Source organism: Sphingomonas alba (genome assembly GCF_023516555.1).
Classification (GTDB): domain Bacteria; phylum Pseudomonadota; class Alphaproteobacteria; order Sphingomonadales; family Sphingomonadaceae; genus Sphingomicrobium; species Sphingomicrobium album.
The window spans coordinates 503,881-518,649 of record NZ_JAMGBD010000001.1 but is presented as its reverse complement, the minus strand read 5'-3'; the positions used below and the strand labels follow the sequence as shown (position 1 = coordinate 518,649).

Genomic DNA, 14,769 nt, shown 5'->3' with positions numbered 1-14,769 from the left:
ACTGGAGATTTTGATGCGCTTGTCCCCTGTTGTTCTTGCCCTCGGCCTCGCCGCGTCTTCGTTCGCGGTGCCGGTGATCGGCCAGAAGCCCGATAACCAGATCGCGCCGAAGTCGATCGAATTCCAGCAAAAGGGCGAGGCCGCGTTTGCCGCCGGCAAGCTGATGGAAGCGGATGATGCGCTCGAGACCGCGCTCGCCGTCGATCCCCGTAACCGCGGCGCCTTCGTTACCATGGCCCGCGTGGCGATGAAACAGAAACTGTTCGGCCAGGCGATCCGCCTCACCAACAAGGCCTTGCAGCTGGAGCCGACCGACCGTGACGCTTTGTCGGTTCAGGGCACGGCGATGGTTGAATTGGGCGCCGACGCGCGCGCCAAGGAAGTCCTCGCCAAGCTGCAGAAGGTCTGCGCGTCGGGCTGCCCGCAACTTGCAGAGCTCAACGCAGCCATCACTCGCGGCCCGACCCTGGCGCAGGCCAAGCCCCCAGCCGGCACCCCGAAGAAGAACTAAAGCTCAGCTGAGTTCGCGCGCCAGCGCCACATAGTCCGCGACGCCGAGCGTCTCGGCCCGCCGTTGCGGGTCGATTCCCAGCCGATCGAGAGCCTCCAAAGCGCCCGGCAGTCCCTTTAGACTCTGCCTCAGCATCTTGCGTCGCTGGCCGAACGCAGCGGCCGTGACCTGCTCCATGACCTTGCCGCTCAAGCCTTTGGGCGCGGCGATTGGCGCGATGTGAACCACCGCCGAGGTTACTTTGGGCGGCGGGACGAAAGCGGAGCGATGAACGTTCATGACGATCCGGGCTTCGCTCCGCCATTGCGCGGCGACGGAAAGGCGTCCGTAGTGCTCGCTGTTAGGAGCGGCCACGATCCGCTCCGCGACTTCCCGCTGGAACATCAACGTCAAAGAGCGCCACCACGGTGGCCAGCTCTCGTCGCCCAGCCATCGCAGGAGGAGTGCGGTCCCGACGTTGTAGGGCAGGTTCGCAACGATATGCGCACCCTCGGCAACCTCCGATTGCCCGTCGATTTCCAAGGCGTCGCCCTCAATGACCCGCAGCTTGCCGGAATATTCGCTTTCGAGCTCGGCCAGTGCCGGCAGGCAGCGGCGGTCGCGCTCGACGGCCACCACATTGGCGCCCGCATCCAGCAGGGCCCGCGTCAGGCCGCCCGGCCCGGGGCCTACCTCATAGACCGGGGCGCCGGTCAGGTCGCCCGGAATGGCCGCAATTCGTGCCAGCAACTGCCGGTCCAGGATGAAATTCTGCCCTAGCGATTTGGCCGCCTGCAGTCCGTGGCGGGCGATGACGTCGCGCAGCGGTTCCGCCGCGCGCTCGCTCATGCCGCGGCTCGGTGGGCGGCACAGCTCGCCGCCATGCGGATCGCCGCCGCCATGGCTCGCGGGTCGGCCCGATCCTCACCGGCGATGTCGAACGCCGTTCCGTGGTCGGGCGCCGTCCGCACGATCGGCAGGCCCAAGGTGATGTTGACGCCTTCCTCGAAATGCAGAGCCTTCAAGGGGATCAGCGCCTGGTCATGATACATGCAGAGCGCGGCGTCATATTGGGACCTCGCCGCCTCGTGGAACATGGTGTCGGCGGACAAAGGACCCATCACATGCCAGCCTTCGGCGCGAAGCGCATCGATCGCTGGCCTGATCAGGTCTTGCTCTTCGTTGCCAAGCGCGCCGCCCTCGCCGGCATGCGGATTAAGCGCGGAGATGGCGAGCCGCGGGTCGGCAATTCCGAAGTTGCGCTGCAGGCCGCGCAAAGTGGCGCGACCGCGGGCTTCAATCAGGCCCGGATTAAGGCGGCGCGGCACTTCGTGCAGCGGCACATGGGTCGTGACAGGCACGGTCCTCAGCGTCGGCCCGGCCAGCATCATGGCCACGTTCTCGGACGCCACACCGCAACGCTCGGCGACAAACTCGGTCTGTCCGGGATGGACGAAGCCGATTGAATAAAGCTGTTGCTTGCTCACCGGTCCCGTCACGACGGCCGAGGCCGAGCCGGAGCGGGCGAGGCCCACCGCAAGCTCCAGGGCGTCCAGCGAGCAATGCGCGCCGGCGACACTCGGTTGGCCGGGGATATCGGCATCGCCGGCCGGAATATGGAAGATCGGCAAACCTACGTCGAAGGCGGAATCGGCGTCGCGCGGATCGTCGATAGTGACGATCGGGCCGTCCCAGACGGCGCTCAGGGAGCGAGCGTCGCCGACGGCGAGAAAGGCGGGAAGGTTGAAGGCCGAACGATGGTCCCAGCATTTGGCGACCACTTCCGGCCCGATTCCGGCCGGGTCGCCGAGCGAAACGGCGAGCGGAGGGAGTGGGGCGGGGCTCATTGCCCCGCCCTTAGCAATTGCACTTAGCGGAAGTCGATAACCGCATCGCGGCGCAAGTCGCGCAGGTAGCGGCGGGCACGCAGGTTCACGCGCTCTTCGTTCATCTGGGCCAGCACCTGGTCGTAGGTGGGCATGTCGGGCGTAACTTCATCGCGGCCGCAGATAACAAGCACGCGAATACCTTCATCGAGCGAACCGAAGGGACGGGTCGCCTGGCCGACCTGCATGGGCATCATCATTTCTTGTAGCGCCGGCGGCAGATCCCGCAGTTTGACCCCGTCGGATTGCACGACTTCGCCATTGAAGTCCGACGCCATTTTCTCGGCGCCGCCGCAGCCGCCAATACCCTGTGCTGCTTGGGCAAAACGGGCGACGATCGGCTCGGCCGTCTCCTTTGTCGTGCCTTTCGGGAAGTTCACCGAGATTTGCTTGAGGTTGAGCTGGGCGTTGCGCGGGTCCGCGGTCAGCACCTTGCGTGTGTCCTGTACCGCGATGATGGAAATACCGCCCGGCACCTGGACCATGCGGATCTGCCCCGGCTGCATTGCGCGCACCGCGCTGGCTAGCTCGTCGGGGAGTTGCTCTGGCCTTACCCAGCCGAGGTCGCCCCCGACCGCCGCGGTCGAGGCTTCCGAATATTGGCGGGCATAACCAACGAAGGACGCACCCTGCCGCAGTTGCTCCATGATTCGGTTAGCGTTGGCGGTCGCCTGCTGCTGGTTCCCCGCGTTCGAGGACAGGTAAATCTCACCGACGCGATACTCGTCGGAACCCTTGGACGCTTCCATGCGGGCGATGACCGCCTTCACTTCATCGTCGCCGACGCTAACTCCGCTTTCAATCTTGGCGCTCTGCAGGCGGCGCCAGCTGATCTCACCGAGAATCTGGCGCCGGATGGACCGCATCGAAGAACCATTAGCCTTCAGGTAGTCAGTCATCTGCTCGGGTGTCTGATTGACGTTGCCGGCAACGCGCTTGACCGTCTTGTCGATATCGGCCTCGGTGACGTTGATCTCCGCGGCTTTCGCCGCCTGGATCTGCAGAGTTTCGTCGATCAGGTTGCGAAGCACCTGCTGGCGAAGCTGCTCGATCTCGTCGGCTGGTATCTTGCCGCCATTGGCGATGGCCAGCAGCGCTACGCGCTGGTCGATATCCGTCTGGGTAATGACCTCGCCATTGACGATGGCCGTCGCCTTCACAACCGAGGGCAGAGCCGTTCCGAAGACGATGGGGTTGTCGGGCAACTTCAACGCACTGACGCTGCTGGCCTCGTCCTGGGCTATTGCGGCACTGGCGGCCGCTACGCCGAGCGCCAAAAGCGCTGTCATCGGCCCCGCCTTGGCGAATTTGCTAATCACTGCCACCCCTCGAAATTCCTTTTAGCTCAATCGATTGTCTGATTAGGCGTTAGGCGCGCCGCGCTGAACGCCGGATTAGCGGCCGATTCCCTTCAAGGCGAATCGGAGCGCGAAGGTGCTGCCCTTCTTGAACTCGCCGACGCGCTCATAGTCGCGCTTCCACGAAAGGCCAAGCTCAAGGCATTCATCTTCATAGGTAATTCCCAGGCGATGGCGGACCGGCTCGTAGCCGTCAGCCAGCGATAAGGGATCTTCCTTCTTGTCGGTGAGGTCGAGGACGGTGGCTCCGAAGATTGACCAGTAGCGTGCGAACTTCAGTCGCCCGGCGAGCCGCAGTTCCTCCTTGTCCCGCAAGTCCTCGACCGCGGTGCTGATGTTCCGATTGAGGCGCAGGTAGCCGATCTGGGCATAGGTCTGGTCGGTGCCGACGGTCAGGTCGACTTCGTTGCGACGTGGGGCAAGATTGTCCTTGTCGAACCGGAACCGGTGGGTGAGGTCGATAAAGCGGCCGAAGCGGATTCGTGTTCGGCCGACGATGTCAGACCAGCGATCGGTAAGTCCGGTGCCTTCCGGAAAGATTCCGGGATTACGGGTGAGACGATAGCTTTGCCCGATGACCGTATCGATGGCGACATTTGGCCGGTCCAGCGCCCATTCGACGCCATAGGTGATGCGCGATCCGTCTTCCCAGCGGTCATAGCCGGGGAAACGATTGAGGGCGAACAGGTTGCTATCCTCAAGATCGATGGAACGGGCATCCTCGTTCGGGATCTCCAGGTTCGGGGTCGGCGGCGTCAGCACCATTTGCACGCGCGGCGTGAGGCGCTGGGTGCCGCCGAAGGCCGGACCAACGAGCGGCCATTTCATGTCGGCGGCAAGGGCGGCAATACCGCGATACTGCCATCCGTTGTCGCCGCGGTAGATCAGGACGTCCGTCTCGTCGTTCTCGTCGCTGTGATAGACGTCGCCGCGCACGTAGGCCGTAAACGTCACCTCCTGGCCCATCTTCGTGAGCTTGCGCAGGTCCCAGCGGGCGCTCGCAAAAGCGCGCTGCGTATCCTGCCCGTCGATCCGAAGGATTGCGAGGCTGTTCGCCTGGAGCTCAATTTTGCCGCCGAGAATTGGGTCGCCGAGCAGGAAACGGGCATCGATCGCCGGCAATGCGATCGGGATCTCATCCTGATGATCGTCGACCCGCAGGCCCTGGAAGGCCCAGCCGCCGATAGAGATATAGCTGTTGGGGCTAATCCGTTCGACGTCCAGGAAATTTCTTAGCTCGGCGTCGCGCGTGATGTCGTACTGACGCGTCACCGTCTTGTCGGTCGCCGCCCGGAGTGACGTTGTGACGCTCCAATAAGGGTCCAATTGGAACCGACCATTGGCTTCGAAATAGCCGCGGACCCGATCCTTGCTTTCCGGATCGACCTCATCCGGATCAGGGTCTTCGGCATCGCCATAGGTAAGGAATCCGCCGAGCTGGAAGGCGCCAAGGCTGGTGAGCGCGCGATACTTGCCCTCAATCGCGGGAAGCGACTTTGTGTAAATGTGAGGAGTGATCGTCAGGTCCTGGTTGGGCGCGATCCGCCAGTAATAGGGGAGGGCGACCTCAAACCCGTTCGTGTTTGAAATGGCGAAATTCGGGAACAGGGCGCCCGTCTGGCCTTCGCCATTCGACCCAATGCTGAAGACCGGCAATAGCGGCAGAGTAAGCCCGAACAGCTGCAATCGGCCGCCCTGGAATCGGATCCGCTGTGTCACCGGGTCCTGGATCACCCTGGCCGCAACGATCTTCCAGCTCGGGCTCTTCGGGCAGCCGTTCTGGGTCAGCACAGGGCAGGGCGAATAGACCGCATGCTCCAGGATGTTCTCGCCATTGACGCGGGTTCCCTTCGAGGCGGCGATGCGCCCGCCGCTTTCGAGGATCACGAGCAGATTATCGACGGTCCCGTCGCGAAGCGTATCCGTCAGGACGACATTGTCGCCCAGGATCTTGTCGCCCTGGGGTGTCATGACCACGACGCTGCCGTTCGCGCGGACCTCGCCGGTCTTGCGTGACCAAATTACCTGGTCGGCGGCTAGGTAGTTGCCGTCTCGATTCATTCTGACCCGGCCGCTGGCTGTGATGACGTCGGCATCGCTATCGTAGGTTACGGCGTCGGCGCTGAAGTCGATGACCTGTTCATCGGGCGCAACGGCAGCACTGTCGGCGACAGGTGCTGGCGCGTTCTCCTGAGCCATTGCCGGGGCTGAAGCGGCGAGAATGAGCGGAAGCGCCGTCCAGTTGAGACTTGTCGCTTTCACGCTGGAAACACCACCCCGTTAGATCCTCAGGCCAACGCTATTGCACCTTGTCCGCGAGGCGGCAATCACCCATGTCGGCCAGCCGATACTTTGCATCGACGGCAGCGCGTCCTAAAGGGCGCGCAACACGTTTTACCCATAAGGAATTCCCGCTCCCATGAAGATCAGCTTTGCCGCGACGCGCCCGGCCGGTGATTATGCGCTTGTCATTCCTTCTGCCGGTGACAATCGCCCCGGCCTTGCCTCCATCGGTGACGATGGCAAGGCGATCGAGGCGGCAATCAAGCGCCAGCGCTTCGAAGGCGACGCGTCCGCTTCGGTGGAGCACTTCCTCGAGAGCGGCCAGCGCCTGCTTGTGGTGGGCACCGGCGCCAATTCGAAGCCTGCCGATGCGGCGGAGAAGCTCGGCGGGGCGATCGTCTCGCGCCTGCTTTTGTCGGGCGAAAAGCATGCCGTGGTCGACCTCACCGGCCTCAACTATGACGCCGACGCTACGGCGCGCGTCGCACTGGCGGCGGCGCTGCGGGCCTGGCGCTACGACCGCTACAAGACCCGCCTCAAGGACAAGCAGAAGCCGACGCTGGCGCAAGTGACCATCGTCGGCGGCGGCGACGGCGCGAAGGCCGCCTGGGACAACCGCTACAACGCTGTCTACGAAGGCGCTTCGTTGACGCGCGAGCTGGTGACCGAGCCCGCCAACATCATCTATCCGCAAAGTTTCGTCGAGCGCGTCATTGCGAGCGTCGAAGGCTCCGGGCTTGAGGTCGAGGTTCTCGACGGTCCGGCCATGACGAAGCTCGGCATGGGCGCCCTGCTCGGGGTCAACCAGGGCTCGCGCCGTGAGCCGCGCGTGCTGGTCCTCCGCTGGAACGGCGGCACCAAGGGCGACGCGCCGGTGGCGCTGCTCGGCAAGGGCGTTACGTTCGACACCGGCGGCATCTCGATCAAGCCGGCGGCCAACATGGAAGCGATGAAGTGGGACATGGGCGGTGCTGGTGCAGTCGCCGGTGCCATGAAGGCGCTGGCCCTGCGTAAGGCCAAGACCAATGTCATCGGCGTCTGCGGCCTGGTCGAAAACATGCCCGACGGCAATGCCCAGCGCCCGGGAGACGTGGTCACCACCATGTCGGGTCAGACGGTCGAGGTCATCAACACCGATGCGGAAGGCCGCCTGGTTCTCTGCGACATCATGACCTGGACCCAGAAGGTCGCGAAGCCAAAGGTCATGATCGACCTCGCGACCCTCACCGGCGCCATGGTGATCACGCTCGGCCATGAAATGGCGGGGGTCTTCTCCAACGACGACGATCTGGCCGAAAAGCTGATCGCCGCCGGTCTCAAGTCGAGTGACCGCCTGTGGCGCCAGCCGTTGGGTGAGGGCTACGACCGCCTCATCGACTCGCACATTGCCGACATGAAGAACGTCGGCCCGCGCGAAGGCGGCTCGATCACGGCCGCCCAGTTCCTGCAGCGCTATGTCGATGATGGCGTCAAATGGGCGCACCTCGACATCGCCGGCATGGCCTGGTCGGACAAGCCGAAGCCGACCTACGACAAGGGCGCGACCGGCTATGGCGTGCGCCTGCTCGACGAATATATCGCCGCGAACCACGAAGGCTGAGGACAAGGGCACCGTGCGGGTGGACTTCTACCAGCTTGGCGCCGTGCCCCACGACAGCGTCATTTCCGCAATCGCCGGCCGCCTGACCGGCGAGGGGCAGCGGCTGCTTGTCGTCGCCGAAGACGAAGCCCTGCTGGCGCGCCTCGACCGCCAGCTATGGGACCAGGGCGCGTCGAGCTTTCTTGCGCATGGCATAGCCGGCGGCAGCGACGATGCCCGCCAGCCTATCCTCCTGTCGCGGCAGGTCGATGCGCCCAACCTCGCCCGCAACCTGCTGATCGCCGACGGTGAATGGCGCGACGCGGCGCTGAGCTTCGACCGCGCTTTCTATTTGTTCGACACGGAGACGTTGGAAGCTGCCCGGCTGGCATGGAAGCTGCTGTCTGGCCGCGAAGGCGTCGAGCGCCACTATTGGGCGAACGAAGACGGCAAGTGGGTCGAAAAGGGCTGAACCTTGCGCCCCTGCCGCCCGCCCGCTAGGGGCGCGGCCAACCCCTCAACCCTGCAACCCGATGGAGCTTTCCATGGCGGTCACCCGCACCTTTTCGATCATCAAGCCCGACGCCACCCGCCGCAACCTGACCGGCGCGGTCACCAAGATGCTGGAGGAAGCCGGCCTCCGCGTCGTCGCTTCCAAGCGCATTCACATGACCCGCGACCAGGCCGAGGGCTTCTACGGCGTCCACCGCGAACGTCCGTTCTTCAACGACCTGTGCACCTTCATGACCTCCGGCCCGGTCGTCGTTCAGGTTCTCGAAGGCGAGAACGCCGTCCAGCGTAACCGCGACATCATGGGCGCGACCAATCCGGCCAACGCCGACGAAGGCACCATCCGCAAGTCGTATGCGGAATCGATCGAGGCCAATTCGGTCCACGGCTCGGACAGCGACGAGAACGCCAAGATTGAAATCGACTTCTTCTTCTCGCCCGACGAAATCGTCGGCTAGACCGTCCGGGGGACGGTCTTAGGCCGACGATTGTCGGCTAATTGCCCTTCGCGGTGGCTTCCGCGCGAAGCCACCGCCATTCCTGGACCTCATCCGTTCGCCGGCTTTTCTCCGCGGCGGACCGGATCGCCTCCTTCGATGACGGATGGCAGTCTGGGGCGACACCCGGATAGGGCTGGATATCCGCATTAGGATTGGCTTGGGCGCCGCATTCGACGGGCCAGACCGAAGCGGCCGAGTATCGTCCGTCAGGTCCGACCTGGTGGATTTCGATCCCGAAGAACCCATAAAAGGCCCGATGCGGCTGCTTGTCGGTGTCGATCCAATAGGCTTGCAGGATTTGCGGCTCTCCCGAGGCGAAGAAGCCGCTAACGACCTGGCTCTGTTGCTTGCCATCGGTCAGGTAGAGGTCCTTGCCCGCATTCCGGACGACCACCCACATGGCGCATTCGGGCCAGGAAGCTTCCGGCCGGCTGCTGTCGAAATCGCACCCCTTGTCTGGCGACGGCCAGATGCCGTCCCGGGGAGTGATCGTCGCGCGATCCTCGTCCCCGTACATCGGCTTGTCGGATATCAGCATGTTGCAGCCGCCAAGCAGCGGCAGGAGGAGGGCCAGCCAGAGAAGCCGGCCGGCCGTCATCCCCGCGACATCCCGGTCAGGCGCAGCGACTTGCCGCCAAGCAGGCCACCGCCTTCCCATTTATAGGTGATGGCGTAGGAACCGGTGGCGGTCTTGTCCGCGCCGGCTTCGACATATTGAGCGGTGATGCGCGCCCGCAGGCTGTGCGTGCCCTTGCCGTCCTTATCGGTCTTGCCGAGCGCGTTCTCGACATCGCTGGCGTCAAGCTCGCCGTCGCTGCCGAGTTCGATTTTCGAAGCGCCAATGGCGACGGTCAGCGATTCAAGCGCATGGCTCTCTTCGACCGGCGAGATTACGATGGAGCGGCCATCGTCCTGGGCCCGGCCGCGCAAGGCGAGGCGAATGGACGAACGCTCCTTCTCGACCACAGTCGGCTTCTCGTCCGGCTTGTTCCATTCGCGGTAAAGGCCAAGGCCGGACACAATGAGGGCGGCGATGGCGATAGCCTCGCCAAGCGTGACCCAACGCATCCGGGATTTCCGCTTCTCTTCGGATGTCTGGTTCATCGCCGTACAAACTCGCTGAGGGCCTTGGGGTACAGGTAATGTTCGGCCTCCAGCACGCGCGCTGCAAGTCTCGACGCATCGTCACCGGATTCGACCGGCACTTCGGTCTGGGCAATGACATCGCCGGAATCGAGCTCCTCGCTGACCAGGTGAACGGTGCATCCGCTCACGGTCTCGCCCGCCGCCAGGACCCTATTATGCGTGTCCAGGCCCTTGTGCCGGGGCAATAGCGACGGATGGATGTTGAGGATCCTGCCCCGCCAGCGGCCGATGAACGCGGCCGACAGGATGCGCATGTATCCGGCCAGCGCAATCGTGCCGATCTTGTGGTCGGCCAGCGAGCGCTCGAGCGCCGCTTCAAATTCATCCCGCTTCGCCTCAAAGGCGAATGTCGGGACGCCAAGCGCCCTCGCGGTGTCGAGGCCGGGCGCGTGAACCTTGTTCGAGGCGACCAGGACGACCTCATAGCCCCGGGCCTGCTCGATCAACGCTTTCATATTGCTGCCGCGGCCGGAAATCAGGATCGCGACGCGTTTCGGGTCACTCATGCTCGTGCGTCGCCGACCAGTCTTCCCGCGCGCTCCAGCTTCCTGCCGGCCCGCGAACGGTGCAGCCGCGCGTTCGGGCCTCGATCACGCCGATGTTGTGCACCGTCTCACCGGCGTCAGTCAGCGCCGCCAAGATTGCCCCGGCATCATCTGCAGAAACAATCGCGATCATGCCAATGCCGCAATTGAACGTCCGGGCCAGCTCGCCGGGTTCGATGGCCCCGCCAGCCTGCAGGAACGCAAAGATGCGCGGCAGCTCCCAGGCGCCCGCATCGACGACTGCGTGGCAATGATCGGGCAGAACTCGCGGAATATTCTCGAGAAGTCCGCCACCCGTGATGTGCGCGAGGCCCTTGATCCTACCGGATCGGACCAGCGGCAGCAGGCTCTTCACATAGATGCGCGTCGGTTCGAGCAACGCATCGCCAAGCAGTCGTTCGTGATCGAACAGGGCCGGGCGATCCAGCTTCCAGCCATTGTTGGAAATCAGCCGTCTCACCAGGCTGAAGCCGTTGGAATGGACGCCGGAACTGGCAAGGCCGAGAATGACGTCGCCAGCCTCGATCGCATCGCCGGTTAGCGCCTTCGATCGCTCGACGGCGCCGACGCAGAAGCCGGCGAGGTCGTAATCGCCCTCCGCGTACATGCCCGGCATTTCCGCCGTCTCGCCGCCGATGAGCGCACAGCCGGCCTGCCGGCAGCCGTCGGCGATCGAGGCAACGACTGCCTCCGCGACGGCGGGATCGAGCTTCCCGGTCGCAAAATAATCGAGGAAGAAAAGCGGTTCGGCGCCCTGGACGATGAGGTCGTTGGCGCACATGGCGACGAGGTCGATCCCGACGCCGGAATGATTGCCCGTGTCGATGGCGAGCTTGAGCTTGGTGCCGACTCCATCATTCGCGGCGACAAGCAGCGGGTCGTCGTAACCGGCCGCCTTGAGGTCGAAGAAGCCGCCGAATCCGCCCAGTTCTGCGTTCGCCCCCGGGCGCGCGGTCGATTTGGCGAGCGGGCCGATTGCCTTCACCAGCGCGTTTCCGGCCGCAATCGAGACGCCGGCATCGGCATAGGTGAGTGGCTTTTGCGTCATAGGTTAGGCCGCTAGCGATAAGCGGCTTGGATTTCCACGCCGTTGTCGCCAAAAGCCTCTGCATGTCTTCCCGCCGGCGCCTGCTGACCGCCTCTTCCTGCCTGATCGTCCTACTCGCCGTCGGCGGCACCGTCGTCGCGCAGATGGAGGCCGGCGACCGCGGCATCCTGCCGATCGACAGCACCGGTACGCTGGAGATTGACGGGATTCACGTCGATGTGGGCGGCAAGGATGCGGCCTCAGCCCGCTACGCCGGTTGGCGGATCGCCCAGCGGGAAGGGTTCAAGAAGCTGTGGGCCAAACAGCATGGCCGGCCGGAATCCGAAGCGCCGAACCTCAGCGATTCGGTGCTCGACGGCCTCGTCAGCTCGATCGTCGTCGATCGCGAGAATATCGGCCCGACCCGTTACATCGCCGACCTTGGCATCCTCTTCGACCGCGCCCGCGCCGGCGAATTGCTGGGCATGTCGGGCGAAGTCCGCCGCTCGGCGCCGATGCTTCTGGTCCCGGTGATGATTTCAGGCGGGACGGCGACCACGGTTGAAATCAAGAATCCCTGGCAGCGGGCCTGGGCGCAGTTCCGGACCTCGCAAAGCCCGGTCGATTATGTCCGAATCAGCGGCATGGGCGTCGATCCGCTACTCGTGAATGCCGCCCAGACCGGGCGGCCCGGCCGTGGCTGGTGGCGCAATATCATCGATCTTTATGGCGCCGCGGACATTCTGGTTGCCGAGGTTTCGGTGCAGCGGCTCTATCCGGGCGGACCAGCTTATGCCCGCTTTGTCGGGCGTCACGGACCGGATGGTGAAATCCTTGGCGGATTCGACCTCAAGGCCAAGGACAGCGCCGACATACCGCGCATGATGGCGGAAGGCGTGCAGCGGATGGATGAGCTGTTCACCCGCGCGCTGGCCGCTGGGGAGTTGGTCCGCGACCCGACGCTCATCACCGTCGAGCCCCCGCCACCTGTCGAGGACGAACTGGCAGCGATCCAGCCCGTAGCCCAGGTGCCGCTATCGGGAATCCAGATCCAGATCCTGACTCGCGACGACGCGGGCCTCAACAATGCTGTCGCCCAGCTGCGCACGATCCCCGGCATGGAAGGTGTCGGCGTTCGTGGCGGCGACAAGGGCTGGTCGATCCTGTTCGTCAATTTCCGTGGCAACAACGTCACCTTGGCCTCGGCCATTCGCGCCCGAGGCTGGACAGTCAGTGATGTCAACGGCACTTTGCGGGTCGTGCCCGCGCTGCAGATACCGGGCGCACCTTCAGGCCAATGAAGCCCGGCGCCGACCAGATCGCTCTTCCGCTGGATTTCCCCCAGTCGGGCGACGAACGGCGCTTCATCCTCTCCGACGCCAATCGCGATGCCTTTGAGCATTTCCGGCACTGGAGCATGTGGCCGGTCAAGGCGACGGTGCTCACCGGCCCGCGCCGCTCGGGACGGTCGCTACTGGCGCGCGGCTTCGTCGATCGAGTCGGCGGCCGGCTTTTCGACGATGCCGAGCGGCATGAGGAAGAAGCACTGTTCCACGCATGGAATCAGGCGCAGGAGACCGGCAAGCCCATCGTCATCGTCGTCGACGACAGCGAAGGCTGGGCAGTCAAGCTGCCCGACCTCAAGACCCGTCTGGCGGTGACACCGGTGGCGCGCATCCACCAGCCGGACGATGCCTTGTTCGCGGCACTCATCGAGCTGCTCTTCGCCGATCGGGGCCTGCACATCCCCGGCGAGGCTTTGCGCTTCATCACTGGCCGGGTGCATCGCGACTATCTGAACGCGGAGCGCATCGTCGAAGCTATCGACCGCTTTGCGATCGCGGAACATGCGCGTGTCACGCTGCCGACCGTTCGGCGAGCGCTGATGGAAGCAGGTTTGATCGACCGCGCGGCCTAGCCGCAGCTGGCCCGTTCGACGCGATTGTCGGCGGTCAGGAACACCCTCAGCCGTTCAGGGCTGAAGTCCATCGTCACCATCATTCCGTGCCCGACCCATTGCAGGCGGCGGGCACCCGAAACCCGCTGCATGTCGGCGCCAAGCTGCTGGGTCGCCGGCTGGCCGGTAAACTGCCCCAAAGCGTCGTCCTTGCACTCGTAAGCGCTTGCGCCACGCACCGGCGCTTCCGGTGCTGCTGCGGCGCAAGCTGGGAGCGCAAGCGCAGCCAGCAAGGCCAGCCTACGCATCGACGCTTTCCCTGACGGTCCTGGTCATCTTGAGCTTTCCTTCCTCGATGGCGAATGCGAGGCGCCCTTCGACGAGGTCGAGGGCGTCGCGCCCGAATTCTTCAAACCGCCATCCATTGAGGATGATCAATCCGTCACGGACTCCGGCGGCAAGCGCCTCCAGGTCGTCCGAGCGCGCGATGAGCTTCGGCGCAACGCCGCTCTCTTTCGAGCGGATTTTCAGCAGCAGCTTCAAAAGGTCGCTGACCAGTACCGCGTCTTTGGTGAGACCCGGGCGGCGTGGCTCGCGCGCAGGCATGTCTTCGGGCGCGAGCGGCTTCGCAGAGGCGAGCGCAGCCATCATCCGACCGCCGATATCATTGCTCCGCCAACCCGCCGACAGGCCGCGCACGCGTCCCAGGTCGTCTTGCGTCTTGGGCGGATGACTGGCGATTTCCTGCAGCGTGTCGTCCTTGGCGATTCGCCCGCGCGGCAAATTTTTGTTCCGCGCCTCGTTCTCCCGCCACGCGGCGAGCGCCCTCAGGCGGCCGAGTAACTGCGGGTTACGGCCGGGGATTTTTAACCGCTTCCACGCATCTTCGGGCGCGAAAGCGAAGCTCGACGGATCGGCAAGCCGCTCCATCTCTTCATTCAGCCACGCGCCGCGCCCGTTCTTCTTCAACTTCTCAACCATCTTCGGGAAGATTGTCGCAAGGTGGGTGACGTCGGCGATCGCGTAATCGATCTGCCTCTTTTCGAGCGGCCTACGGCTCCAGTCCGTGAAGCGCGCACCTTTGTCGAGGACGTGGCCAAGCATGGATTCGATGAGGTTCGAATATCCAACCTGCTCGCCATAGCCGAGCGCCATCGCCGCAATCTGCGTGTCGAACAAGGGAGCGGGCGTCTTGCCGGTCAGGTTGTAGACGATTTCGAGGTCCTGCCCGCCGGCGTGGAAGACTTTCAGGACCTCATCATTCTCGACCAGAAGGTCGAGAAGCGGCTTCATGTCCAGCCCTTCGGCCTTGGGGTCGATGGCCGCGGCCTCGTCCGGCGAGGCGATCTGCAGCAGGCAAAGCTCGGGCCAGTAGCTGTTCTCGCGCATGAACTCCGTATCGACGGCGACGAAGGGAGCGGCGGACAATCTTTCGACCAGCGCGGCCAGTGTCGCGCTGTCGCTAATCAACGGGAGAATCTTCATGCTGCACGGCCCATAGCGAGGGCGGCGGGTTGACAAAAGGGGAGGGGACGGGAAAGCGCCCCG

Annotated in this window: 16 protein-coding genes; 6 read left to right on the top strand and 10 right to left on the bottom strand. The window is 64.3% G+C overall.

Annotation, left to right across the window (positions count from 1 at the left end; genetic code table 11):
• Nucleotides 1-13 precede the first annotated feature (13 nt).
• Nucleotides 14-511, top strand: coding sequence for a tetratricopeptide repeat protein (locus LZ536_RS02660; RefSeq protein WP_249846754.1), 498 nt, complete (start codon nt 14-16; stop codon nt 509-511).
• Nucleotides 512-514: 3 nt separating this feature from the next.
• On the opposite strand, the gene rsmA is transcribed toward LZ536_RS02660, so the two are convergent.
• The 4 genes from rsmA to LZ536_RS02640 form a co-directional block, all read right to left on the bottom strand.
• Nucleotides 515-1,339, bottom strand: coding sequence for a 16S rRNA (adenine(1518)-N(6)/adenine(1519)-N(6))-dimethyltransferase RsmA (gene rsmA, locus LZ536_RS02655; RefSeq protein ID WP_249846753.1), 825 nt, complete (start codon nt 1,337-1,339; stop codon nt 515-517).
• A complete protein-coding gene (gene pdxA, locus LZ536_RS02650; protein WP_249846752.1) occupies nt 1,336-2,337 on the bottom strand; it encodes a 4-hydroxythreonine-4-phosphate dehydrogenase PdxA in 1,002 nt (333 codons plus the stop codon). Before pdxA ends, rsmA begins: the two co-directional genes overlap by 4 nt.
• A gap of 23 nt (nt 2,338-2,360) precedes the next feature.
• The gene (locus LZ536_RS02645; protein ID WP_249846751.1) at nt 2,361-3,665 is read right to left on the bottom strand and encodes a peptidylprolyl isomerase; all 1,305 of its coding nucleotides are present in this window, start codon (nt 3,663-3,665) and stop codon (nt 2,361-2,363) included.
• A 105-nt stretch (nt 3,666-3,770) separates the two neighbouring features.
• Nucleotides 3,771-5,933: an LPS-assembly protein LptD gene (locus LZ536_RS02640; RefSeq protein WP_431357934.1), complete on the bottom strand. Its 2,163-nt coding sequence runs from the start codon at nt 5,931-5,933 to the stop codon at nt 3,771-3,773.
• Between the two features lie 220 nt (nt 5,934-6,153).
• Between LZ536_RS02640 and LZ536_RS02635 the strand changes: the two genes are divergently transcribed.
• From LZ536_RS02635 to ndk, 3 genes are all read left to right on the top strand, one after another.
• Complete coding sequence (locus LZ536_RS02635) at nt 6,154-7,617, top strand: leucyl aminopeptidase (protein ID WP_249846749.1); 1,464 nt, start codon at nt 6,154-6,156, stop codon at nt 7,615-7,617.
• 19 nt (nt 7,618-7,636) lie between these two features.
• On the top strand, nt 7,637-8,068 hold the full coding sequence (locus tag LZ536_RS02630) for a DNA polymerase III subunit chi (protein WP_348538802.1): 432 nt from the start codon (nt 7,637-7,639) through the stop codon (nt 8,066-8,068).
• 73 nt (nt 8,069-8,141) lie between these two features.
• Nucleotides 8,142-8,564 (top strand): nucleoside-diphosphate kinase, encoded by a 423-nt coding sequence (ndk, locus tag LZ536_RS02625; protein ID WP_249846747.1) that lies wholly within the window; start codon nt 8,142-8,144, stop codon nt 8,562-8,564.
• A gap of 37 nt (nt 8,565-8,601) precedes the next feature.
• Here ndk and LZ536_RS02620 read toward each other — a convergent pair whose 3' ends face one another.
• The 4 genes from LZ536_RS02620 to purM are packed head-to-tail and all read right to left on the bottom strand — an operon-like array spanning nt 8,602 to nt 11,345.
• Nucleotides 8,602-9,204, bottom strand: coding sequence for a hypothetical protein (locus tag LZ536_RS02620; protein ID WP_249846746.1), 603 nt, complete (start codon nt 9,202-9,204; stop codon nt 8,602-8,604).
• On the bottom strand, nt 9,201-9,674 hold the full coding sequence (locus tag LZ536_RS02615; protein WP_249846745.1) for a hypothetical protein: 474 nt from the start codon (nt 9,672-9,674) through the stop codon (nt 9,201-9,203). Before LZ536_RS02615 ends, LZ536_RS02620 begins: the two co-directional genes overlap by 4 nt.
• 32 nt (nt 9,675-9,706) lie before the next feature.
• Nucleotides 9,707-10,258 (bottom strand): phosphoribosylglycinamide formyltransferase, encoded by a 552-nt coding sequence (gene purN / locus LZ536_RS02610; RefSeq protein ID WP_249846744.1) that lies wholly within the window; start codon nt 10,256-10,258, stop codon nt 9,707-9,709.
• Nucleotides 10,251-11,345: a phosphoribosylformylglycinamidine cyclo-ligase gene (purM, locus tag LZ536_RS02605; RefSeq protein WP_249846743.1), complete on the bottom strand. Its 1,095-nt coding sequence runs from the start codon at nt 11,343-11,345 to the stop codon at nt 10,251-10,253. Before purM ends, purN begins: the two co-directional genes overlap by 8 nt.
• Before the next feature lie 62 nt (nt 11,346-11,407).
• Here purM and LZ536_RS02600 point away from each other — a divergent pair, with 62 nt between their 5' ends.
• Together LZ536_RS02600 and LZ536_RS02595 are read left to right on the top strand one after the other, a co-directional pair.
• A complete protein-coding gene (locus LZ536_RS02600; protein WP_249846742.1) occupies nt 11,408-12,625 on the top strand; it encodes a heavy-metal-associated domain-containing protein in 1,218 nt (405 codons plus the stop codon).
• Entirely contained in the window at nt 12,622-13,242 is a 621-nt protein-coding gene (locus LZ536_RS02595) for an HdaA/DnaA family protein (protein ID WP_249846741.1), read from the top strand. The genes LZ536_RS02600 and LZ536_RS02595 overlap by 4 nt, the downstream gene beginning before the upstream one ends.
• Here the strand turns inward: LZ536_RS02595 and LZ536_RS02590 are convergent.
• Nucleotides 13,239-13,529: an I78 family peptidase inhibitor gene (locus LZ536_RS02590; protein ID WP_249846740.1), complete on the bottom strand. Its 291-nt coding sequence runs from the start codon at nt 13,527-13,529 to the stop codon at nt 13,239-13,241. The genes LZ536_RS02595 and LZ536_RS02590 overlap by 4 nt on opposite strands.
• On the bottom strand, nt 13,522-14,706 hold the full coding sequence (gene rnd / locus LZ536_RS02585; RefSeq protein WP_249846739.1) for a ribonuclease D: 1,185 nt from the start codon (nt 14,704-14,706) through the stop codon (nt 13,522-13,524). Before rnd ends, LZ536_RS02590 begins: the two co-directional genes overlap by 8 nt.
• Between the last annotated feature and the right edge of the window lie 63 nt (nt 14,707-14,769).

Coding starts and splice junctions, on each gene's coding strand:
- ndk (WP_249846747.1), top strand. CDS start 8,142: ATGGCGGTCACCCGCACCTTTTCGATCATCAAGCCCGACGCCACCCGC.
- LZ536_RS02645 (WP_249846751.1), bottom strand. CDS start 3,665: ATGACAGCGCTTTTGGCGCTCGGCGTAGCGGCCGCCAGTGCCGCAATA.
- LZ536_RS02635 (WP_249846749.1), top strand. CDS start 6,154: ATGAAGATCAGCTTTGCCGCGACGCGCCCGGCCGGTGATTATGCGCTT.
- LZ536_RS02620 (WP_249846746.1), bottom strand. CDS start 9,204: ATGACGGCCGGCCGGCTTCTCTGGCTGGCCCTCCTCCTGCCGCTGCTT.
- rnd (WP_249846739.1), bottom strand. CDS start 14,706: ATGAAGATTCTCCCGTTGATTAGCGACAGCGCGACACTGGCCGCGCTG.
- rsmA (WP_249846753.1), bottom strand. CDS start 1,339: ATGAGCGAGCGCGCGGCGGAACCGCTGCGCGACGTCATCGCCCGCCAC.
- pdxA (WP_249846752.1), bottom strand. CDS start 2,337: ATGAGCCCCGCCCCACTCCCTCCGCTCGCCGTTTCGCTCGGCGACCCG.
- purN (WP_249846744.1), bottom strand. CDS start 10,258: ATGAGTGACCCGAAACGCGTCGCGATCCTGATTTCCGGCCGCGGCAGC.
- LZ536_RS02615 (WP_249846745.1), bottom strand. CDS start 9,674: ATGCGTTGGGTCACGCTTGGCGAGGCTATCGCCATCGCCGCCCTCATT.
- LZ536_RS02590 (WP_249846740.1), bottom strand. CDS start 13,529: ATGCGTAGGCTGGCCTTGCTGGCTGCGCTTGCGCTCCCAGCTTGCGCC.
- LZ536_RS02660 (WP_249846754.1), top strand. CDS start 14: ATGCGCTTGTCCCCTGTTGTTCTTGCCCTCGGCCTCGCCGCGTCTTCG.
- LZ536_RS02600 (WP_249846742.1), top strand. CDS start 11,408: ATGTCTTCCCGCCGGCGCCTGCTGACCGCCTCTTCCTGCCTGATCGTC.
- LZ536_RS02595 (WP_249846741.1), top strand. CDS start 12,622: ATGAAGCCCGGCGCCGACCAGATCGCTCTTCCGCTGGATTTCCCCCAG.
- LZ536_RS02640 (WP_431357934.1), bottom strand. CDS start 5,933: ATGGCTCAGGAGAACGCGCCAGCACCTGTCGCCGACAGTGCTGCCGTT.
- purM (WP_249846743.1), bottom strand. CDS start 11,345: ATGACGCAAAAGCCACTCACCTATGCCGATGCCGGCGTCTCGATTGCG.